23 protein-coding genes are annotated in these 22,722 nt (G+C 33.7%); 13 read left to right on the forward strand and 10 right to left on the reverse strand.

Going from position 1 to position 22,722, the window contains the following annotated elements:
- Both ACSSV5_RS06415 and ACSSV5_RS06420 read left to right on the forward strand, forming a co-directional pair.
- Nucleotides 1–894, forward strand: coding sequence for a rhomboid family intramembrane serine protease (locus ACSSV5_RS06415; protein ID WP_454245229.1), 894 nt, complete (start codon nt 1–3; stop codon nt 892–894).
- A 9-nt stretch (nt 895–903) separates the two neighbouring features.
- Nucleotides 904–1,947 carry an endonuclease/exonuclease/phosphatase family protein gene (locus ACSSV5_RS06420; protein WP_454245230.1) on the forward strand — a complete coding sequence of 348 codons (1,044 nt, stop codon included), beginning with the start codon at nt 904–906 and terminating at the stop codon, nt 1,945–1,947.
- A 74-nt stretch (nt 1,948–2,021) separates the two neighbouring features.
- Here ACSSV5_RS06420 and ACSSV5_RS06425 read toward each other — a convergent pair whose 3' ends face one another.
- Nucleotides 2,022–3,008 carry a formimidoylglutamase gene (locus ACSSV5_RS06425; protein WP_211066067.1) on the reverse strand — a complete coding sequence of 329 codons (987 nt, stop codon included), beginning with the start codon at nt 3,006–3,008 and terminating at the stop codon, nt 2,022–2,024.
- Between the two features lie 2 nt (nt 3,009–3,010).
- Complete coding sequence (hutI, locus tag ACSSV5_RS06430) at nt 3,011–4,246, reverse strand: imidazolonepropionase (RefSeq protein ID WP_454245231.1); 1,236 nt, start codon at nt 4,244–4,246, stop codon at nt 3,011–3,013.
- Nucleotides 4,247–4,351: 105 nt separating this feature from the next.
- On the opposite strand from hutI, the gene ACSSV5_RS06435 reads away from it, so the two are divergent.
- The 5 genes from ACSSV5_RS06435 to ACSSV5_RS06455 all read left to right on the forward strand — a co-directional run bounded on the left by ACSSV5_RS06435 (nt 4,352) and on the right by ACSSV5_RS06455 (nt 8,456).
- Nucleotides 4,352–5,500 carry a trans-sulfuration enzyme family protein gene (locus tag ACSSV5_RS06435; RefSeq protein ID WP_454245232.1) on the forward strand — a complete coding sequence of 383 codons (1,149 nt, stop codon included), beginning with the start codon at nt 4,352–4,354 and terminating at the stop codon, nt 5,498–5,500.
- A 132-nt stretch (nt 5,501–5,632) separates the two neighbouring features.
- A complete protein-coding gene (locus tag ACSSV5_RS06440; RefSeq protein ID WP_454245233.1) occupies nt 5,633–6,271 on the forward strand; it encodes a redoxin domain-containing protein in 639 nt (212 codons plus the stop codon).
- 70 nt (nt 6,272–6,341) lie between these two features.
- On the forward strand, nt 6,342–6,656 hold the full coding sequence (locus tag ACSSV5_RS06445) for a thioredoxin family protein (RefSeq protein WP_211066072.1): 315 nt from the start codon (nt 6,342–6,344) through the stop codon (nt 6,654–6,656).
- A complete protein-coding gene (locus ACSSV5_RS06450; protein WP_454245234.1) occupies nt 6,637–6,885 on the forward strand; it encodes a DUF6952 family protein in 249 nt (82 codons plus the stop codon). Before ACSSV5_RS06445 ends, ACSSV5_RS06450 begins: the two co-directional genes overlap by 20 nt.
- A gap of 191 nt (nt 6,886–7,076) precedes the next feature.
- Nucleotides 7,077–8,456: a pyridoxal phosphate-dependent decarboxylase family protein gene (locus tag ACSSV5_RS06455; RefSeq protein WP_454245259.1), complete on the forward strand. Its 1,380-nt coding sequence runs from the start codon at nt 7,077–7,079 to the stop codon at nt 8,454–8,456.
- Nucleotides 8,457–8,472: 16 nt separating this feature from the next.
- Here ACSSV5_RS06455 and ACSSV5_RS06460 read toward each other — a convergent pair whose 3' ends face one another.
- On the reverse strand, nt 8,473–8,877 hold the full coding sequence (locus tag ACSSV5_RS06460; RefSeq protein ID WP_211066074.1) for a DUF2452 domain-containing protein: 405 nt from the start codon (nt 8,875–8,877) through the stop codon (nt 8,473–8,475).
- Nucleotides 8,878–9,008: 131 nt separating this feature from the next.
- Nucleotides 9,009–11,192, reverse strand: coding sequence for a DNA helicase RecQ (gene recQ / locus ACSSV5_RS06465; RefSeq protein WP_211066075.1), 2,184 nt, complete (start codon nt 11,190–11,192; stop codon nt 9,009–9,011).
- 76 nt (nt 11,193–11,268) lie between these two features.
- Between recQ and ACSSV5_RS06470 the strand changes: the two genes are divergently transcribed.
- From ACSSV5_RS06470 to lptB, 5 genes are read left to right on the forward strand one after another with little or no spacing between them, the layout of a single operon-like run.
- Nucleotides 11,269–12,231 (forward strand): KpsF/GutQ family sugar-phosphate isomerase, encoded by a 963-nt coding sequence (locus ACSSV5_RS06470; protein WP_454245235.1) that lies wholly within the window; start codon nt 11,269–11,271, stop codon nt 12,229–12,231.
- Nucleotides 12,231–13,052: a twin-arginine translocase subunit TatC gene (tatC, locus tag ACSSV5_RS06475; RefSeq protein WP_454245236.1), complete on the forward strand. Its 822-nt coding sequence runs from the start codon at nt 12,231–12,233 to the stop codon at nt 13,050–13,052. The genes ACSSV5_RS06470 and tatC overlap by 1 nt, the downstream gene beginning before the upstream one ends.
- Nucleotides 13,049–13,405: a carboxymuconolactone decarboxylase family protein gene (locus ACSSV5_RS06480; RefSeq protein ID WP_454245237.1), complete on the forward strand. Its 357-nt coding sequence runs from the start codon at nt 13,049–13,051 to the stop codon at nt 13,403–13,405. Before tatC ends, ACSSV5_RS06480 begins: the two co-directional genes overlap by 4 nt.
- Nucleotides 13,406–13,408: 3 nt before the next feature.
- Complete coding sequence (locus ACSSV5_RS06485) at nt 13,409–14,014, forward strand: hypothetical protein (protein ID WP_211066079.1); 606 nt, start codon at nt 13,409–13,411, stop codon at nt 14,012–14,014.
- A gap of 17 nt (nt 14,015–14,031) precedes the next feature.
- On the forward strand, nt 14,032–14,772 hold the full coding sequence (gene lptB / locus ACSSV5_RS06490) for an LPS export ABC transporter ATP-binding protein (RefSeq protein WP_211066827.1): 741 nt from the start codon (nt 14,032–14,034) through the stop codon (nt 14,770–14,772).
- On the opposite strand, the gene ACSSV5_RS06495 is transcribed toward lptB, so the two are convergent.
- From ACSSV5_RS06495 to tgt, 6 genes are all read right to left on the reverse strand, one after another.
- On the reverse strand, nt 14,769–16,034 hold the full coding sequence (locus ACSSV5_RS06495; protein WP_454245238.1) for an asparagine synthetase B: 1,266 nt from the start codon (nt 16,032–16,034) through the stop codon (nt 14,769–14,771). The two genes, lptB and ACSSV5_RS06495, sit on opposite strands and share 4 nt — an antisense overlap.
- A gap of 91 nt (nt 16,035–16,125) precedes the next feature.
- Entirely contained in the window at nt 16,126–17,631 is a 1,506-nt protein-coding gene (dnaB, locus tag ACSSV5_RS06500; protein WP_454245239.1) for a replicative DNA helicase, read from the reverse strand.
- Between the two features lie 163 nt (nt 17,632–17,794).
- Nucleotides 17,795–18,751 carry an acetyl-CoA carboxylase carboxyltransferase subunit alpha gene (locus ACSSV5_RS06505; RefSeq protein ID WP_454245240.1) on the reverse strand — a complete coding sequence of 319 codons (957 nt, stop codon included), beginning with the start codon at nt 18,749–18,751 and terminating at the stop codon, nt 17,795–17,797.
- A 14-nt stretch (nt 18,752–18,765) separates the two neighbouring features.
- A complete protein-coding gene (locus ACSSV5_RS06510; RefSeq protein WP_211066083.1) occupies nt 18,766–19,386 on the reverse strand; it encodes a hypothetical protein in 621 nt (206 codons plus the stop codon).
- Nucleotides 19,387–19,445: 59 nt separating this feature from the next.
- Nucleotides 19,446–20,522: an LptF/LptG family permease gene (locus ACSSV5_RS06515; protein ID WP_211066084.1), complete on the reverse strand. Its 1,077-nt coding sequence runs from the start codon at nt 20,520–20,522 to the stop codon at nt 19,446–19,448.
- Nucleotides 20,522–21,652, reverse strand: coding sequence for a tRNA guanosine(34) transglycosylase Tgt (tgt, locus tag ACSSV5_RS06520; RefSeq protein ID WP_454245241.1), 1,131 nt, complete (start codon nt 21,650–21,652; stop codon nt 20,522–20,524). Before tgt ends, ACSSV5_RS06515 begins: the two co-directional genes overlap by 1 nt.
- Nucleotides 21,653–21,819: 167 nt before the next feature.
- Here tgt and ACSSV5_RS06525 point away from each other — a divergent pair, with 167 nt between their 5' ends.
- The gene (locus tag ACSSV5_RS06525) at nt 21,820–22,665 is read left to right on the forward strand and encodes a transketolase (protein WP_454245242.1); all 846 of its coding nucleotides are present in this window, start codon (nt 21,820–21,822) and stop codon (nt 22,663–22,665) included.
- Nucleotides 22,666–22,722 lie beyond the last annotated feature (57 nt).

Consider the following 22,722-nt stretch of genomic DNA (forward strand, 5'->3'; position numbering starts at 1 on the left):
ATGACAACAAAAGAACAAATTATATACAAATACAAAACGGCCAACGTCTTAGAAAAACTTATTGGGCTAAATGTCATTATGTTTGTGTTGACTTATGTATTTAGAGCCTTGTTTTTCTTGATGGGCATAGAAACTAACCTGTTTTTAGAATGGTTAGTCTTTCCAAAAGATTTAGGGGATTTTGTTTTTAAGCCATGGTCTATTGTGACTTATGCGTTTTTACATGCTGGGTTTTTACATATCTTGTTTAATATGATTATTCTATACTTTGGTGGACAACAGTTTTTGACTTTTTATTCAGGTAAAAAGTTGCTCAACTATTATATTTTAGGGGCAATTTTTGGGGCTTTAATTTATATGTTGAGCTATAATTTGTTCCCAGCTTTTGCAGGTATTGGTAAGTCTTATTTAATTGGAGCTTCAGCAGCCGTGATGGCAGTATTTATAGGTATATCCACAAAAGTGCCTAATTTAAGTGTAAGGCTTTTTTTAATAGGAAATATCAAACTCTGGTGGATTGCAGCGTTTTTTGTTTTAATGGACATTATTCAAATGCCGTTTGACAATCCTGGCGGTCATCTCGCTCATCTTGGCGGGGCTTTTATAGGCTATTTTTACACCAAACAATTAGACAACGGCAACGATATTGGAAAATGGATAGAAAATTTAATTACAGGTTTTCAGCAACTTTTTGGGTCGAAACCTAAGCGAAAGTCAAAAACAACAATGAAGACCGTTTACAAAAACAAAACCTATAAGAAAACTTCTAAAGCAGATCAAGATGACAAACAAAAACGCATTGATGAAATTTTAGACAAAATCAGTCAAAGTGGTTACGAAAGTCTGACCAAAGAAGAAAAGGATTTTCTGTTTAATGCAGGTAATGATATCTAAAGTTTAAGCATGAAAAAGCTGAGTTTTGGTTATAAAATATTGTATATCACAAATATTGTTTTTGCAATATTACTTGCTTTATCTTATCTCACAAGTTTTGTTTCACCACAGGTATTTTCGCTTCTATCACTTATGAATTTTAGTATTCCTGTGTTATGGATTATCAATTTTTGTTTTGTGTTGATCTGGTTACTCAAACTTAAAAAATACTTTTTATTATCATTTTTAGTAATTGTTTTAGGATGGTTCCACTTTCAAAAATTATTTGCGTTTTCACAAAAAAAATATGCTGATGATGAGCATTTGAAAGTTATGAGCTATAATGTGATGCAGTTCTATAGTAAAAACGATGCTAGATTGTCAACTTATGACCAAATTAAGGATTTTATCCGTAAAGAAAACCCTAGTATTTTATGCTTTCAGGAGTTTAAAAATACAAATCAACACAAATTCGAAAATTTCAAGTTTAGTTCATTTGATTCGACTAAAAACGGACTGCAATCGGCAATTTTTAGTCAACATAAAATTGTCAACCGCAAATATTTTGATTTTAAAAATTCAGGAAATTCTGCCGTATATGCCGACATACTTGTAAAAAAAGATACCATTAGGGTTTTTAGCACGCATTTTCAGTCGCTTAATCTAAAACCTGATATCAAAACGATACAAGAGGAACCCAAAGAAAAATTGATTAAAAGATTAGAAAAAGTATTTGAAAAACAAATGAATCAATTTGATCTAATCAAAGATGATATTGCTAATTCGCCTTATCCAGTTGTGTTTTGTGCAGATATGAATAATACGGCTTTGTCTTATTTATATAGACAGTTAACAGATTTAAAGCTGAAAGACAGTTTTTTAGAATCTGGTCAATATTATGGTAAGACTTTCAATTTTGGAGTTCTGCCACTTAGAATAGATATGATTTTAATCAGCGAAAGTTTAAACTCTTTGAATTTTAAAAATTATAAAGTCGATTATTCCGATCATTATCCAGTGATGACTGAAATACAACTTTATAATAATATGGGTTTTACCAAATTGTGGTTTTAAATCCTCTAAAGATTTTTCTTGTATGGTCATTTTGCATCATCCTTAGCGGATTTAAGAGTGAATTTTAAAAACATTTAGTCAATATTTCTTATCAAATCTGAAACAAAATAGCTCAAGGCTTTTCCAGTTGTTGAAGATGGTATTGCCTCACAAATGTGGATATATTTTAAGGGATCAGTTTTTAGCATTTTTATCATATTTCTGATTTCATCAATACTAAATCCGCTTGGCGTTTTTGCACTTGAATTGAAATTTTGAATGCTATCACAATCAATTTCTAACCCAAAATTATTCATCAAAAAGTTACAACCCGCTTTGAGTTTTGACAATTTTTCTAATTCATTGAGATGCAAGAGTTGGTCAAAACAACAATAATCAATTTGGTGTTTTTTATCAATATATTCAAAAATATACTCGGGTGTGTAATTTTTGTGGAGTCCAAAGATGTAATATTTATCTAAAAAGCCATTCTGAATCGCATACGAAAATCCATTACCCGAATGCCGATGTTTGCAATGTCTCAAATCGGTATGAGCATCAATATTTAATACATTTATGGGATTTTCTTCATTATACGAACAGGCTTTAATGATTCCATAAGCGTTGTTGTGTCCTCCGCCAATAACAATAGGTGTTTTTCCAAAAGATATAATTTGTTTAACTACTTCGTAAACTTGCTCGTCAATTTGCTCGACTAAATCGCTTAAAAACACGTGATAATCATTGTGATTTGGATCTAATTGATCAGCTTGATCTAATAAGTCTTCAAAATTCAAATGACCTAAAATCACGACGTTTTCAGCAGAATTAAACCGATTGTGTTGAATGTTTAAAAACGATTCTAAAAAAGCAGTCCAAGTTTTTGATGCACCAGCTTTACCGTGATTGGCTCTAACCCCAATATCTTCAGGCAAGCCTAAAATAACATAGTCTTGTGTTTGGTTTTCTAAATCATTGATGTCTTCTAAAAGTTCTAAATGTTCACCCAATTTGGTTTCGCCGTGACGAGGTTTGACATATGTTTCAATTTGCGATTTATCTAAATATCTTAATCTATTCATAATCAAATTTTTTGACCGTTAATCCAAACTTGTTCAATATGGTTTTCTCCAAATGAATAAGGTATAAAATTATAACTGTTGATGGGTTTTGTGATGATGAAATTGGCTTTTTTTCCGATAGTAATACTGCCTAAAGATGCAGACATTTCTACCGCTGCTGCCGCGTTTAATGTGGCTGCATTGATGGCTTCTTCAGGTAGCATATTCATTTTGATACAAGCCAAAGCCACTACAAAATTCATATTGCCACTCGGTGCACTTCCAGGATTAAAATCGCTAGCCAGAGCCAAAGGCAAATCACTATCAATGATTTGTCTCGCAGGCGTGTAAGGAATACCGAGAAAAAAGGAACAACCTGGCAAGGCTACTGGCAAAGTTTGAGAGTTTTGTAGAGCTTTAATGTCGTCTTTGGTTAATTCTTCTAAATGATCAACGCTCAAAGCGTCAAATTCTACCGCTTTTTGTACGCCGCCAAAAGCATTAAATTGATTGACGTGAATTTTGGCTTGGAGTCCAAATTCTTTTGCCGCTTTGAGAATTCTTTCTGTGTCAACTAAATCAAAATAGCCTTTTTCGCAAAACACATCTACATAATCGGCTAAATTCTGCTTGGCGACTTCTGGTAGTGTTTTATGGATAATGCCATCTATATAAGCTGTTTTATTGTCTTTAAATTCTAAAGGCAAAGCGTGAGCCGCAAGATAAGTTACCTTGATTGGAATAGGCGAGTGGCGTTTTAACTTTTGAATCACTTTCAGCATCTTGATTTCAGCATCGTGTGTTAAACCATAACCACTTTTGATTTCAATGGCTCCTGTTCCGAGCTTTATCAAGTTTTGCAAACGTGCAAAAGCCTGTTGAAACAAATCTTCTTCTGATGTGTTTTGAAGTTTGTTTGCCGAATTGAGAATGCCACCACCTTTATTGGCAATTTCTTGATAACTTAAACCTTGAATGCGATCTTTAAATTCGCTTTCTCGGGTGCCAGCATAAACCAAATGCGTATGAGAATCTACCCAAGTCGGAAGAATGATTTGTCCTGAAACATCGATGCATCTGTCAGATTTGTTAGCTTTAAACTCAGACATCAATCCATAATCAGTGATGTGTTCATTTTCAATACTCAGATAAGCATTTTCGAGTTGTGGCAAATAAGACATAGCTTTACCTGAAGTCAAATTATCATTAGGTTTTCTTATTTGAAGTAGGTTTTTAATATGCGTAAAATGTGTTTTCATAAGGCTAAAGATATAAATTATTGTTAATCTTAAATCATTATGAGGTTGACATTTTTTGTTGAGTTAAAAACACACTAAATTTACTACAAATAAATCTAATGATAAATGAAAACTAATCAAGGCTTAAACACTATTTGTGTTCACGAAGGCGATGTTGAAGACCAAACCTATAAAGGTGCAATTTCGCCGATTTATCCAGCAACAGCTTATGCTTATCAAGGTCAAGAAGATTCAGCTTATCCACGTTATTTTAACACGCCAAATCAGGCTAACTTAGCTAAAAAAATAGCGAGACTTGAACATGCGGAATTGGGTTTGATTTTTGGCAGCGGAATGGCAGCGATTAGTTCGGCGATGCTGAGTGTTTTAAAGTCAGGAGATCACGTGATTGTTCAAAATCAAATTTATGGTGGCACGCGTAATTTTATCAAAAAAGAATTAGAAAATTATAGTGTGAAATATGATTTTGTGGATTTGAATGATGAAAAAGCAGTTGAAGCATTAATCCAACCCAATACAAAATTGATTTATCTTGAAACTCCATCCAATCCTTTAATGGAGTTGGTTGATTTAAAAAAGATTGCTCAAATAGCAAAAGCACACAATTTGATAACGATGGCAGATAATACATTTGCTACGCCTATTAACCAAACACCAATTGATTTTGGAATTGATATCGTTGTGCATTCTGCAACTAAATATCTCGGTGGTCATAGTGATATTACCGCTGGAGCTGTGGCAACCTCAAAGACTTTGATTGAACCGATTTTGCACAAAGCACGAAACTTTGGCGGAAGCCTTTCAGACCAAACTACATGGCTACTTGAGCGCAGTATGAAAACTTTAAACTTAAGGATTCAGCAGCAAAACAAAAATGCGACTGAATTAGCCAACTTTCTATATCATCGTGATTGGATAGAGCAGGTGTTTTATCCAGGTTTAGAAACGCATTCTCAATTTGATTTAGCTCAATCTCAAATGTCAGGATTTGGCGGAATGTTATCTTTTAAGCTTATCAAAGAAATTTCAACCACTGCATTTTTAAAAGAACTTAAACTCGTGAAAGATGTTTTAAGTCTTGGCGGTGTTGAAACCACAATTTTATCACCTGCCAAAACCTCTCATAGCTTGCTGTCAGACGAAGAAAGACAAGCACAAGGCATTAATAATCAAGTCTTAAGACTGTCTTGTGGTATTGAAAATGTAGAAGATATTATTGATGATTTTAACCAAAGCATAAGTAAAATAACTTAAATCTATTATAATAAAATTAAATGATAGTTTTTGTTTATAACAATATAAAAAAAGACAACTTGAATTTTACAAATAAGCTGAGTTAATCGCTTATTTTTGTATCAGAATATTAACCTTAAAAACCTAATAATTATGTCAATCGTAGGAAAAAAAATCCCAGATTTAAAAGTAAAAGCCATGAATGATCTTGGCGACACTATTGAAATTAATGTGCTTGAAGAAGCCGTTAAAAACAACAAAAAAGTAGTCTTATTTTGGTATCCAAAGGACTTTACTTATGTATGTCCTACAGAATTACATGCTTTTCAAGAAGCATTGCCAGAATTTGAAAAAAGAAACACTATCGTAATCGGTGCATCATGTGACACAGCTGAAGTTCATTTTGCTTGGCTAAACACCTCAAAAGATGACGGCGGAATAGAAGGCGTGTCTTATCCTATTCTTGCTGATTCTAACAGAAATTTAAGCAGCCGTTTAGGTATTTTGGATATCACCAATGAGCGTTATGACGAAGAAACAGGCGATGTTACTGTAGATGGCGACAATGTTGCATACAGAGCGACATACCTTATTGATGAAGAAGGCACCGTTTTTCACGAAGGCGTGAACCACATGCCACTTGGACGTAACGTATCAGAATTTTTAAGAATGATTGATGCTTATACACACGTTCAAAAACACGGAGAAGTTTGCCCAGCCAACTGGGAAGAAGGTAAAGAAGCTATGAAGCCCAGTAGAGAAGGTACGGCTTCATACTTATCTAAAAACTAAGAATTTTAGTAAATCTGAATACAAGTCAGGATTCAGTTTCTGACTTGTATTTTTAAAAAATCAAAAAATTATGTATAAAGAATTAGAACAAGATAATCTTGCAGAAGAATTAAATGACAATGAAACTGTTGTTGTTCAATACGCTGCAACTTGGTGTGGAAACTGCAGATTGATGAAGCCGAAATTTAAAAAATTAGCCTCAGAAAATGAAGACATTCCATTCATTTTAGTTGATGCTGAAAAATTTCCAGAATCAAGAAAGCTTGCTAATGTCAATAATTTACCAACATTTGCAACATTTAAGCATGGTAAATTTGTCAATCAAGTGCAGACCAATAAATTTGAATCTTTAAAAGACTTAGTCAATGAAGTTACCAATAATTAAACATTTACAGAAAAACAACTCTGTTGAAAAACTCCAGCATACTATGGATGTCTTAGAATCGTTTACAGAACACCGTTCTGTTAAAGAAGAAGAAATGGATGTTGTAGGCGAGTTGATTACCAATATTGCTGGTGCTATTGAAATGGACAAACTTGTTCAAAGTGGAATGTCTGAAAAAGATGCAGCCAACGCCTTTTCAAAACGAGTTCTCGGCTCTATTGATCAGTAATTCAGGTTATTGCAATTAGCAATTAACTTTTAGAAATAACGGATTAGGCGAAAAGACTTTGTCATTATGATAAAGTCTTTCTATTTTTATCAAATTATAACTTTCATAGGTAAAGTAAATCTTAATCTGACATCCTTTTTCTTAGAAGTATGGCTAAATTTGCAATTCTAAAATAATCTATAATGAAAAGTATGCATGCGGTAGATATCGATTTAGTTGAAATGACGCTTGATATCATGAAATATGCCGTTAATAGAATATCAAATACCAATCCCGAATTAGGCTCACCCAAAAAAGAAGAACTGCTCGACAAACTTGTCGGTAAGACCATTACCGAAGATGGTATTGGTGGAGAAAAAGCTTTTCAATTGTTTAAAGATATTTTGGTCAAAGCTACAGTTCCAGTCGATCATCCAAGGCATTTGGCTTTTGTGCCAGCAGCACCAACTCGGGCCGCTATTTTATTTGATTTGGTCACCTCGGCTTCAAGCATCCATGGTGCATATTGGATGACTGGTGCAGGCGGTATTTATTGCGAAAATCAAGCTATGAAATGGTTAGTTTCACTTACGGGTTTGCCCGATACATCTTTTGGCGTTTTTACAAGTGGTGGTACTGCTGCTAATCTATCTGCTATGATTGCTGCTCGAGAATATTGGAGAAGTTTAAACGAGAATAACAAAGCTTATAAAGCACTGCTGATTACATCATCAGGAGCACATTCTTCCATTAAATCTATGGCTAATGTTATAGACGCTGATATCATCATAGTTGATGACGATGAAGACGGCAGACTTTCAGGTGATTTGTTAAATAAAAAAATTAAGAGTTTAAGTCAAATAGATCGCAAACGTTTATTTGCAGTTATTGCAACTGGAGGTACAACCAATGCAGGAATTATAGATGAACTCGATACCATTGCTGAGGTTTGCGAAAAAGAAAATTTATGGTTTCACGTCGATGCGGCATATGGTGGTGGAGCTTTGGCGGCATCGTCTGTTCGTCATTTGTTTAATGGGATAGAAAAAGCAGACAGTATCACTATTGATCCTCATAAGTGGTTGTTTTCACCTTATGATTGTGGAGCTGTAATTTATAAAAACTTAGAACACGCTAAAAATGCACATTCTCAAAAAGGTGCCTATCTTGATATTTTTAAAGATGAAGGCGCTCAAGGTTTTAATCCTGCTGACTATCAAATTCAGTTGACGCGAAGACTTCGTGGTTTGCCACTTTGGTTTTCATTAGCCACTCATGGCACAAAACGATATCAAGCAGCTATCGAAAGAGGTTTAGAGTTGGCTCAATTTGCAGCCAAAACAATTGATGATATGTCTCATGTCAATTTGGTAAGACCACCAGGTTTGTCTTGTGTCTTGTTTGAACGAAAAAATTGGTCAGACGAAGATTATAAAAACTGGACTTATACCAATCAAAAAAAAGGCTTTGCACTCGTAACACCAACTAAATGGACAATCAATGCACAAAGCCAAACTGTTTCAAGGTTTTGTTTTATCAATCCTGACACTACCGAAGATGATGTGGTTAAGATTTTAGAAACGATGAAATAATTTTTTTTTTTTTAAATCAATTATCAACCCGTTCCCAGACTTTATCGTCGTTGAGTTTAAAGCTTCCTTTATGTTTAAACGAACATTCGTCGGGTTGGATGATAGATAAAAAACTTTGATTATTGTCTTTGACATAAAGATGATAAACTTGACCTACAATAGGTTCAAAACTGAACTCTGCGTTGTAAATTAGCTTATTGTATTCATATTGTTGCATCAAATCTTCATAAGCCGATTTGAGTTTGTCATATTTCGTTTTGATTTGATGGTTAGCTTTATGAATATTGGTTTTTTTCCAACCTGTCAAATCATTTGATGTGATTTTTGGAGCTGAGGCATTGGTGGCATAAGGTAATAAACCAGCATCGTATTTATCTTTTTCTTCATTATAAACAACTTGATCTGGTTTTTTGTCAGGCATAATTTTTATATCAAATTTAAAACAATAGTTATTAAAGATGTTATAGATATGATATCGAATATTATTTCATTCAAAATGGTATAATATAGAATTTTAATGTTTTTAGTGATTACAGAGTTGGTTTTATAGTTTTAATTAGCAACCTCACTTATAAATTTAATTCTGTATAATCTCATTTCATCTTCTTCATATTCACCATCAAATTCTTCAATAGCATCATTAATACTATCGGTTTCGGCTTCTAAGAAATATTCATGGATTTCTTCTTGTTGATCTTCATCAAGTATTTCATCAATCCAGTAAGATATGTTAAGTTTAGTACCGCTATAGACAATGGCTTCCATCTCTTTAATCAACTCATTCATTTCCATGCCTTTTGAACTTGCAATATCGACTAATGGTAGTTTGCGATCTACATTTTGAATGATATAAAGTTTGTTAGCACTATTGGCTCCAGTAGATTTAACCACCAAATCATCGGGTCTTATAATGTCATTATCTTCAACATATCTTTGGATTAAGTCTATAAATTTTCGTCCAAATTTTCTGGCTTTACTTTCACCTACACCATGTATATAACTCAGTTCTTCCAGATTGATAGGATATTTTAAAGCCATGTCCTCTAAAGATGGATCTTGAAAAATCACAAATGGTGGAACATCTTTTTGCTTGGCCACTTTTTTTCGTAAATCTTTGAGCATTTTGAGCAATTTTGGGTCACTTCCACCACTAATGTTGGTATTTACTGCAGATTTGTCATCAGAATAATCGTGGTCTTCAGCCATCATAAATGACTCTGGTTGCTTTAAGAATGCTTCGCCTTTTTCTGTTAATTTGATAACGCCGTAACTTTCAATTTCTTTATGTAAGTAGCCATTAACAAGCACTTGCCTAATCAATGCTTTCCAAAATTCTTTTGATTTGTCTTTCCCTTGACCAAATATATCAGTTTCATCAGTTTTGTGAGATTTAATGAGAGCGTTTGATTCGCCTGATAGTATATTCACTAATTCTTTCATTTTATAAAGCTGTCCTGTTTCTTTGACGGTTTTAATTAACAAGGCAACTTCGTCTTTAGCTTCAATCGTTTTTTTAGGATATCTTACATTATCATCCATATCACCGCCTTCACCTGTTTCATTATCAAATTCTTCTCCAAAATAGTGCAAAATAAACTTACGCCTAGATATGGGTGATTCTGCAAAAGCAACGACATCTTGAAGTAAAGCATAGCCTATTTCTTGCTCGGCTAAAGGCTTATTGCTCATAAATTTTTCAAGCTTTTCAATGTCTTTATAACTGTAGTATGCTAAACAATGACCTTCGCCGCCATCACGACCAGCACGACCCGTTTCTTGATAATAACTTTCTATACTTTTAGGAATATCGTTGTGAATCACAAAACGCACATCAGGCTTATCAATACCCATACCAAACGCAATAGTGGCAACAACCACATCAATGTCTTCCATTAGAAACATATCTTGGTGTTTAGATCGTGTTTTGGCGTCAAGTCCAGCATGATAAGGTACAGCTTTCACGCCATTGACTTGCAAAGTTTGAGCCAATTGACTGACACGTTTTCGGCTTAAACAATATATTATTCCACTTTTACCTTCATTTTGTTTGACAAATTTAATGATATCGCTATCGACATTTGCGGTTTTGTGTCTGATTTCATAATATAGATTTGGTCTATTAAACGATGCTTTAAACACATTGGCATCTGTCATTCTTAAGTTTTTAAGAATATCTTCTTGAACTTTTGGTGTTGCAGTTGCCGTTAAACCTATGATAGTTATATCATCACCAATACGATTTAATATTTTCTTGATATTTCTGTATTCTGGTCTAAAATCATGACCCCATTCCGAAATACAATGAGCTTCATCAATTGCTAAGAATGAAATTTTTTGAGTTTTCAAAAAATCGACATATTCATCTTTGGTTAAAGACTCAGGTGCGACATATAGCAATTTAGTATGTCCATCAGAAATATCTTGTTTGACTTGCCGGATTTGTGTTTTATTCAAAGATGAATTTAATACATGAGCAACGCTTTCGTTTTCAGAAAGACTTCTCAAGGTATCGACTTGATTTTTCATCAAGGCTATCAACGGTGATATCACTATAGCTGTGCCTTCAGAGATTAGTGCTGGCAATTGATAGCACAGAGATTTGCCACCACCTGTAGGCATAATAACAAATGTGTTTTGATTGTTTAGTATGCTTTTTATAACGCCTTCTTGAAGACCTTTAAATTCTGAAAAACCAAATATTTTTTTTAATTGTTGATGTAATTCTTTTGACTCCAATTTATTTTTGTTTTACTTACATTTGCAAACCTAAATATACGCAATATTTTAAAGTCTGCAAGTCAATTATAAAATTATGGATTTTTCTCAAATAAAAAATTTCGCAACCGACAGCATCAAAATGCAGGCAGAAGCTATTGATAACTTAAACCATTATATTGATAAGGACTTTGAAGAAGTTGTCAAGCTTATAATAAAATCTAAAGGACGTGTTGTTATTACTGGTATTGGCAAGAGTGCCATCATTGCACAAAAGATTGTTGCTACAATGAACTCAACTGGCACGCCCGCTGTTTTTATGCATGCTGCTGATGCTATTCACGGTGACTTAGGGACTATTTTAAAAAATGATATTGTGATTTGCATTTCAAAAAGTGGTAACACGCCAGAGATAAAAGTGCTTGTTCCTTTAATTAAAAATTTTAAAAATAAATTAATAGGCTTAACTGGAAATTCAAATTCTTATCTAGCACAACATTCTGATTATACTCTACTCACTCCTGTAAAACAAGAAGCTTGCCCCAACAATTTAGCACCGACTACAAGCACAACTGCTCAATTGGTGATGGGTGATGCTTTAGCGGTAACTTTAGTTATGCTTAAAGGTTTCTCAAAAAAAGATTTTGCAAAATATCATCCTGGTGGTGCTTTGGGTAAAGCTTTATATCTCAGAGTGAGCGATATTACAGAAGATAATCTAAAACCACAAGTACAACCTGATACGCTGATGAAAGATGTAATCATTGAAATTTCTAAAAATATGCTTGGTGTAACGCCTGTATTGGATAAAGGAAAAATCGTTGGCATTATTACTGATGGAGATTTAAGGCGTATGCTTGCTGATCATGATGATATAAAACACTTGAAAGCTGAAGACATTATGAGTCAAAACCCTAAAACAATTAAAAATGATGCAATGGCTATAGATGCTCTTGAGGTTTTAGAAAACAACAATATCACACAACTTATTGCAGAACAAAACGGTGAATATAAAGGCATTGTACATTTACACAATTTAATTAAAGAAGGCATTATTTAATGGCAAAATCAATAAATAAAAATGAGATGTCTTTTTTAGACCATCTTGAAGACTTAAGATGGCATATCATAAGAGCATTATTAGCAGTTGTGATTTGTGCTATTGTTGCTTTTATGTTTAAAGGTTTTATTTTTGATGTTATTTTATTAGGACCTAAACATTCTACTTTTCCTACTTATGAAATTTTGTGCAACCTCTCAAAAAAATTAGCCTTAGACCAAAGTTTTTGTTTTGAAGAATTACCTTTTAGAATACAAAGTAGAAAAGTAGCTGCACAATTTAGTGCACATATGTGGACATCAATAACGGCGGGTTTTATTGTGGCATTTCCTTATATTATTTATCAACTTTGGTCTTTCATTTCTCCAGGTCTATACACCAAAGAAAAGCAAAGTGCCAAATGGTTTATATTTATTACTTCGTTTTTGTTTTTCTTAGGGGTTTTATTTGGTTATTATGTCATTTCTCCTTTATCTATTCGCTTTTTAGGAAGTTATCAAGTAAGTTCAGAAGTTTTTAACGACTTTGATTTAGATAGTTATATCGGATTAGTAAAAACATCGGCTTTAGCTTCGGGACTTATGTTTGAACTACCTATAATTATTTATTTTTTAGCCAAATGGGGCTTGGTAACCCCCGATTTTTTAAAAACAAATAGAAAATATGCTTTGGTACTTATATTAATAGTTTCAGCTATCATTACGCCACCAGACATTGCTAGTCAATTTATTGTCTCTATACCTGTTGTAGTTTTGTATGAAATTAGTATTATAATTACAAAATTTATTTATAAAAAAGAACTTAAAAAAGAGATAAAATGATAGATAAAGTTGACGAATTTGAAGCCTATAGGGCAAAAATGAATAACAAGCTCATCAAAGAGAATAACAAAGTCATCAAACGAATTTTTAATTTAGATACAAATTCATTTGCTGAAGGAAGTTTAGACAAAAAAACTAAAGAACTCTTAGGATTAGTCGCCTCATTAGTGTTGAGATGTGACGACTGCGTAAAATATCATTTAGAATCTTCCTACAAATCAGGTTGGAGTCGTAGCCAAGTAATGGAAGCTCTAAGCATCGGTACCTTGGTTGGCGGAACAATTGTTATTCCTCATCTAAGAAGAGCTCACGAATTTTGGGAAGCCATTGAAGAAAAATATCAAAATCAATAAATTATGAAATCATTAATCAAAGCTTTTATCAGACTGGTGGCGTATGCCGCATTATTTTTTTTGTGCACACTACCTATTGAAGCAGATTTTTCAATAGGGCAATCCAACGAATCGAATGCCATTGAATTTGCTCAGGAAAGTATATTGTTCATCACTGTTTTAATTGGCTTTATATCCTTAGCTTATACTTCAAAATATAAAGTTTTTATGGCTGTTTTAAGTTTGTTTATAAGCTTGCATTTAATTCGTGAATTTGACGCTTGGTTTGATGCTCAATTTCCAAGTTTAGGTTGGTTTCCTTTTGTTGTGATATTAGGTGTGATTATGCTGATTATTCTTATTAAAAATTTTAAATCTTTTGCAAATCAAATGAAATCACTCAGCAACACTCTTGGTTTTGGAATACTGTTGATTTCGCTTGCTAATCTTCATGTTTTTACTCGACTTTATGGTAAACCATCTAATTGGGACAGCATTATGGGAAATAATTATTTGTACAGTGTAGAACGTGCTTCGGAAGAAAGTGTTGAGTTAATCGCCTATATGATGATTCTTATTGCTGTTGTTGAATTATTTATATTTGTAAAGCAAGATAAAATTTCCAATTGATGACAGAATCTAAAACAATAAAACTTCGTGCAGAAAAACTTATTAAAACCTACAGTGGCAAACGCGTTGTAAAGGAAGTGTCTCTTGAAGTTAATCAAGGTGAAATTGTTGGTTTACTCGGACCTAATGGAGCAGGAAAAACCACGACGTTTTATATGATAGTTGGTATCATAAAACCCAATAGCGGTCAAATATTTCTTGAAGGTCAAAATATCACCAAATTTCCTATGTATAAAAGAGCTCAAAACGGTATTGGCTATTTAGCCCAAGAAGCTTCTGTGTTTAGAAAACTCAGCGTAGAAGACAATATTAAAAGTGTCTTAGAATTAAAAAAACTCAACAAAAAAGAACGCAACGAAAAAACTGAAAAACTCCTTGAAGAGTTTGGCTTAACGCACATCAGAAAAAACCGTGGCGACTTATTGTCTGGTGGAGAACGACGACGAACAGAAATTGCTCGAGCATTGGCAACAGACCCAAATTTTATCTTACTCGACGAACCCTTTGCTGGTGTTGACCCTATTGCAGTTGAAGATATTCAAAAAATTGTGGCTCAACTTAAACATCGCAATATCGGGATTTTAATTACTGACCACAATGTTCAAGAAACTCTTGCCATTACTGATAGAACTTATTTGATGTTTCAAGGAGGCATCTTAAAACACGGTAAACCCGAAGAATTGGCTGAAGATGAAATGGTCAGAAAAGTCTATCTTGGTCAGAATTTTGAATTGCGAAAGAAGAAACTTTTTGACTAAGTTTTATGCTTCTTTTTCTCAGCAGCTGGAAATAAAATATTATTTAAAATTAATCTGTAACCAGGAGAATTTGGATGCAATTCTAATTCTGTCTTAGGGTCGCCAACGCGGTGTTGGTAGTCTTCAGGATCGTGACCTCCGTAGAATGTAAAAAAGCCTTTGCCTTTAATCCCGTGAATATATTTGGCTTCTCCGTTGAGTTTGGTTTCGCCTAAAACCAACACATTTGATTTAACTTGTGAAGCATCAAAAGCTGTGGTTTGCCCCATAAAACCTTTCACAATAGCGGTATGGTTTTGGCAGAGCATCGTTGGTATAGGATCCCATTTGGCTGAAAAATCCATCAGAGTAAAATAGTCTTGTTCTTTTGGTACACGTCGTTTTCTCGTCATATCAATACTTGAAAACTCATAAACCATGGGGTTTTTTTCTAAGGTATAATTTTTAAAAGCAAAGGTTTTTTGATAGTCAATTTTATTTTGATATCCTGGCTCACTTGGGTCGCCATCAAACATAGATTCGCATATATCTACGCCTTCAGCTGATAGGGCTATATCAAAACTATCTGTAGCACTGCACATGGCAAACATAAATCCGCCACCAATGACATAATCTCTAATTTTTTTGGCTACCGCTAATTTTTCTTGAGAAACTTTATCATAACCTAAAGATTTAGCTAATTCTTCGGCTTCTTTCTTTTCTTCAATATACCAAGGTGCCGCACGATATGCTCTGTAAAATTTACCGTATTGCCCAGTAAAATCTTCGTGATGCAAATGTAGCCAATCATAAAGCAAAAGTTCATCATCTAAAACTTCCTTATCATAAACCGTTTGATAAGGAATTTCTGCATAAGTTAAAACTAAGGTCACGGCATCATCCCATGGTTTTTTGCCACTTGGCGTGTAAACTGCAATTTTTGGTGCTTTTTCTAACAATACCGATTCTTGATTTTGACTTGGACTATCAATTTTAGCTAAAATCGTTTCTGCTTCTGCATTACTAATCACTTCATAACTCACACCGCGAATGCTACATTCTTTTCGAAGTCGTTCAGAGTCGGGTATCAAAAAAGAGCCACCTCTGTAGTTGAGCAACCATTGTGCTTTTTGACCATTGCTTAAAACCCAATAAGTGATGCCGTAAGCCTTGAGATGATTGTCTTGAGATTCTGCATCCATAGGAATGAGCACAAAAGATGCTTTCACATTTAAGCTGATTAAAGTGAAAATGAGAATTAAACCTATTTTTTTTATAGACATTAATGACATGTTTAAAACAAATTTAATGGAATTTTAAAGCAATGGTCTTAATATACTAGTAAAATTCTCTTAAGTGTGTCTAAAAGTATAGCTAATAAGGAAAATCGTCTTCAGGATTGTCAAAATTATCAAATTGTGAAGGTTTGGGAAAATCATCATCATCATTAATCTTAGAATTGACCTCTGTTATGGTTTCCATATTGATGTTTTCAAATCGACCAAATTTTCCTATAAACTTGAGTTTTATATTATCTAAACCGCCGTTACGATGTTTAGCTACAATAAATTCAGCTTCATTTTTGGTTGGTGATGCGATTTCGTCGTCCCATTCTTCTATACCGTAATATTCAGGTCTGTAGATAAATGAAACAATATCGGCATCTTGTTCAATAGCACCAGATTCTCTCAAATCACTAAGCAAAGGTCTTTTGGTACCGCCTCGGGTTTCTACTGCACGAGATAATTGCGAAAGAGCTATGACAGGTACATTGAGTTCTTTGGCTAAAGCTTTTAAATTTCTTGAAATGCTTGAAATTTCTTGTTCACGATTTCCTGCTTTATTGCTCGAACCGCTGGTCATCAGTTGTAAATAATCAACAACAATAAGCTGGATACCATGTTGAGAAGATAATCGCCTCGCTTTAGCCCGCAAGTCAAATATAGAAAGAGATGGTGTGTCGTCAATAAAAAGCGGTGCTTTTTCTAAGGCTTTGACTTTGACATTGAGCTGTTCCCATTCGTATTTTTCAAGCTTTCCAGTTCTTAATTTTTCTGAAGAAAGTTGCGTTTCTGATGAAATTAATCGTGTTATCAATTGCACAGCAGACATTTCAAGAGAGAAAAAAGCTACAGGAATATTTTGCTCTACGGTAATATTTCTTGCCATAGAAAGCGTCAAGGCTGTTTTACCCATACCAGGACGAGCTGCAACAATAATTAAATCACTGGGTTGCCAACCAGAAGTGAGCTCATCTAATTCATCAAAACCTGAAGGAATGCCACTTAATCCTTTTTGATTGGCGATTTCTTCAATGCGTTTTTTTGCTTGAATAACAAGACTTTGGGCGGTTTCAGAAGACTTGTTGATATTGCCTTGGGTTACTTCATAAAGTTTAGATTCGGCATTATCTAATAAATCAAATACATCAGTAGATTCGTCATAAGCTTCTTCTATAATTTCATTTGAAATCTGAATTAAACTACGCTGAATAAATTTTTGAAGAACAATGCGAGAATGGTATTCAATATGGGCGGAAGATGATACTTTTTGGGTCAACTGAATCAGGTAAAAATCACCGCCTATAGATTCAAGTTTTTTATCTTTCTTTAGATGGCTGGAAACCGTTAATAAGTCAATAGGTTGACCTTCTTCAAACAAAGTTTTGATGGCAGAAAAAATGTGCTGGTGACTTTCTTTATAAAAGGCTTCAGGTTTTAAAATATCAATAACTTCATCAACACCTTTTTTGTCAATCAACATCGCACCTAATACAACTTCTTCTAAATCAACAGCTTGTGGCGGTATTTTGCCTTTTTGTAAACTGATGACATTGCCTTTCTTTGTATTTTTATTGCTAAATGACTTTTGGTTTTCCATATGGCGAATGTAAACAAATTGTTAAGACCAATCCATATTTAAGTGAAATTCGTCATCAACATTTCATCAACAATAGCCTGTTGATAAATCATTAAAAATTGTTGATAACCTGATTTGTTCAAACTCAAAAACCATTAAATAATTGGTTGTGAAGAATAAAGAATTAGCGTTCTTTAAATTCACCCATTCCAACGTATTTTTCAATGCGTTTTTCAACCAATTCTTCTGGTGATAAGTTTTTAAGTTCTTCAAATGTTTCTAAAATAGTTTTACTGACAGTTTTAAAGGTATTTTCTTTATCGCTATGAGCACCACCAAGAGGTTCTTTAACTATTTTGTCAATCAGCTTCAGCGATTTCATATCGTTTGCAGTCAGTTTTAAAGCTTCTGCGGCGGTTTCTTTGTATTCCCAACTTCGCCATAAGATAGAAGAGCAAGATTCTGGAGAAATCACAGAATACCAAGTGTTTTCAAGCATAAGCACCCGATCGCCAACACCGATGCCTAAAGCACCACCACTGGCTCCTTCGCCAATAATAATCACAATTATAGGAACTTGAAGTTGTGTCATTTCGTATATGTTTCTGGCAATAGCTTCACCTTGACCACGCTCTTCAGCTTCAAGACCAGGAAATGCACCAGGTGTATCAACAAAACATACCACAGGGATGCTGAATTTTTCTGCTTTTTTCATTAATCTCAAAGCTTTTCTATAGCCTTCTGGGTTAGCCATTCCAAAATTTCGATATTGTCTTGTTTTGGTATTATAGCCTTTTTGTTGACCTATAAACATAAAACTTTGGTCTTTAATTTTTCCTAAGCCTCCAATCATAGCTTTGTCGTCACCAAAATTTCTATCGCCGTGCAATTCTAAAAAAGACTCTTTACAGATATTATTGATATAATCTAAAGTATAAGGGCGATTAGGATGTCTTGAGAGTTGCACTCTTTGCCAAGCATTAAGATTTTTGTAAATATCTTTTTTAGTTTGGTTGAGTTTTTTCTCTATTTGTTTGCAAGTATCAGAAACATCAACATCGCTATCTACACCAATTTTGCAAGCTTGGTCATATTTTTCTTGGAGTTCTTTTATAGGTAATTCAAAATCTAAATATTCCATTTAAAAAATTATTTTTATAGTTGTAAAGCTTTAGTTTGTGAGCCTAATTTATTAGAAACATCAAGTGGTATCACAGAAGTTTTGGTTTTTATAAAATCGTTTTCACTATCGTAACTTCTCAAAATATCATAAGGCGGTTTAACATCTCTTAAAAGCGTTCCGTTTCTTCTAAACAGCTCATCATCTTTGTTTTTTTGAAGTTGTTTGGCAATTAACTCTGTCAAATTTTGCAGTAGATTTATGGCGGTTGAATAAGTTGGAGCTGCTTTTAATAAGGCTTTAGCACCAAGATTAATAGCTTCTGATTTTAAGATATCTTCCATAAGCTGTCCAAAATCTCTGACATCTTTATCACTTTCCATAAACAAAACAGAATAGGCTAAAAATTGCCCAGGATTTTTTGGTCCATAGATCAAATGTCCTTGACCATCAAAGCTTACTGTGTCTCCTTTTTTGACATTAGGAAAGGACAAAATATTAAAATCTATTGAGGTCTCATAAGCACCGTGCTCATCAATAGCCATTGAAACAATATAAGGTTCACTGAATCTCTCCAAAAAGAATTCAGACTTACGCTTGAGCGTAAACGATTTTACAACGACTGCTATTTTATCTTGTTTTGGGTTAAATTCCATAACTAATTTTAAACAAATATAAAGACAAGTTTTAAATTAAAAGCGTCAAAACTAAAAAACTAACGTTTTGCTTTTTGTAGTAAAATTATGGCTAAAATAGCAAAGATGACATTAGATGCCCAAACGGCTATAACTGGAGGAAAACTTGATTTTTCTGCAAACACACCAAAAACTTTATCCAAGAATACATATGAAAATGCAACGACAATCCCTATGGCTAAATTGATTCCCATTCCGCCACGTTTTTTGATAGATGATACTGCTACAGCAATTATGGTAAGAATAAATGTTGAGACAGGAACACTCCAACGCCTATATAAATCAATCATATACAGTTTTATATAAGGTGAACCACGTTGTTTTTCTTCTTCAATAAAATCTAATAGCTCAAAGTAGTTTTTGGTTTCTGCGGCATAAACGGTTGGTGTTAGTTCATCAAGCTCAAAAGGTAAAATGGTATCAAATGATGCTTTTTTTGTGATATAGTCTTCGCGTTCTGTTATTGTTCTTTTAATGTAAGGTTTTAAAGTGTAATTTAAAGAATCTTTATTAAACTTGATTTGATTGGTCGTTATTTTAAAAGTCATACGTTCACCTTCAAAATGCTCTAAGGTAAAGTTATAAGCCGTTTGATTTTGTGGACTATAACTTGAAGCATAAATATATTCGTTGTCATTAATTTGACGATAGATATTTTTGGTGTCTCTTATAGAATTATCATTAGAAAAATATTTATAATAAAATGTGTTATAATCTTCACTTGAATTAGGATAAATATACATACTAAAACTTAATGCAATGAAAAAGACTATAGTCGCTCCAACAAAATAGGGTCTTAAAAACCGCATAAAAGAAACGCCAGAACTCAAAAATGCTATAATTTCAGAATTGTTTGCCAATTTTGACGTAAACCAAATTACCGACAAAAAGAGAAGTATGGGAAATAATAAATTGGCAAAATGAATCACAAAGTTGACATAAAAATATAAAATCTCATCTAATGGTGCATTGCGTTGTTTGAGATTATCTATTTTTTCTGAAAGATTAATAATAATGCCAATTGGCACAAACATGATAAGCATAATCACAAAGCTTATCAAATAGCGTTTTAATATATACCAATCTAAAATTTTCACTATAATCTATTTTGCAATTGATCTATCATTTTAGTCTTCCAAGAAATAAAACTTCCTGCTTCAATATGTTGAGCTGCTTGTCTAACTAACTTCAAATAAAAGCCTAAATTGTGAATACTGCAAATTTGTTTAGCCAAAAGCTCATTTACTGTAAATAAATGTCTGACATAAGCTTTGCTGTATTCGTGGTCAACCCAAGTTGTACCGTCTTTATCAAGGGGAGAAAAATCGTCTCTCCACTTTAAATTTTTGATATTGATACTTCCTTCACTTGTAAAAATCATTCCGTTTCTAGCGTTTCGTGTAGGCATAACACAATCAAACATATCTATACCAAGAGCAATGTTTTCAAGCAAATCAATTGGCGTGCCAACACCCATAAGATATCGTGGTTTTTCTTTTGGTAATATGTCAGTAACCATATCAGTTATTTCATACATTTTTTCATTGGGTTCACCCACAGACAATCCGCCAATTGCATTGCCTGGCATATCTTTATCAGCGATGTATTTTGCAGATTCTTGTCTTAAATCTTTGTAGGTGCTTCCTTGTAATATAGGAAATAAATGCTGTTGATGACCATATAGATCTTCGGTTTCATCAAATCTTTTTATACACCTTTCTAACCAACGATGTGTCATATGCATAGAGCGTTTGGCATATTGATAATCAGTTGGATAAGGTGGACATTCGTCAAAAGCCATCATAATGTCAGCTCCGATTAAGCGTTGTGTATCCATAACATTTTCAGGTGAAAACCAATGCATTGAACCATCGATATGTGATTTGAATTTTACTCCTTCTTCGGTAATTTTTCGGCGTTCAGAGAGTGAATAGACCTGATAACCACCACTATCTGTCAATATATTTTTAGGCCAATTCATAAATTTATGCAAGCCACCTGCTTTTTGCAAAATATCGGTTTCTGGTCTTAAATAAAGATGATAAGTATTGCCAAGAATGATGTCAGCTTTGATGTCGTTGAGCAATTCTCTTTGGTGAACCGATTTTACAGTGGCAATGGTTCCGACGGGCATAAAAATTGGAGTGCTAATTTTTCCGTGATCGGTAGTAATAACGCCTGTTCGAGCCTTAGAGTTTTGATCTTTAGATTGAATATCAAATGTCATGAAATAAATTTAAACGCTGCAAATATACTTATCTCATTGGCATTTTAAACAAAGTTTATTATTTCATTCTAATCAACAGCAAATTTTAATAAGTTCGTTAATAACTGCTTTAAAAAAGATTTTTGTTGCGGTTTTAATAGTTTATTTTTGTCAAAAATCATTTAAAGATGACAACATCATCAAATTTACAAGATTTCGTCACTCAAGTGAGACGCGATATTTTAAGACAAGTCCATAAAGTCAATTCTGGTCATCCAGGTGGTTCTTTAGGTTGTACTGAATTTTTTTCTGTGCTATTTAAAGAAGTTTTAGACACTAAGGATGAGTTTGATATGAATGGAAAAGACGAAGATTTGTTTTTCCTTTCTAACGGGCATATTTCTCCTGTTTATTACAGTGTTTTAGCACGTTGTGGTTATTTTCCTATTGAAGAGCTCAATACTTTTAGACACATTAATTCCAGATTGCAAGGTCACCCAACAACGCATGAAGGTTTGCCTGGTGTGAGAATTGCTTCTGGTTCACTTGGTCAAGGCATGTCTGTTGCCATTGGAGCCGCTTTAGCTAAAAAATTAAATAAAGACAAGCATTTGGTTTATTCACTTCACGGTGATGGCGAATTGCAAGAAGGTCAAAATTGGGAAGCTATGATGTATGCAGCTGGAAATATGGTAGATAATCTTATTGCAACAGTAGATTATAACGGTCAACAAATTGACGGTTCTACGGATGATGTTTTGCCTATGGGTGATTTAAAGGCAAAATTTGAAGCCTTTGGCTGGTTGGTTTTAGAAGAAGACAAAGGCAATGATATCAACGCCGTTCGAAACATTTTGGCAGAAGCTAAATCAAAAACTGGTCAAGGACAACCTGTTGTGATTTTATTAAAAACCATTATGGGCAATGGTGTCGATTTTATGATGCATACGCATGCTTGGCATGGTAAAGCCCCAAACGATGAGCAATTAGAAATTGGGTTAAATCAAAATCCTGAAACTTTGGGAGATTATTAAAAGCCCATCCTAAATCTTTCTATAAGAGAAAGAAATGTTGCAAAACAAATTTACGAT

The organism is Psychroflexus sp. MBR-150 (genome assembly GCF_053628795.1).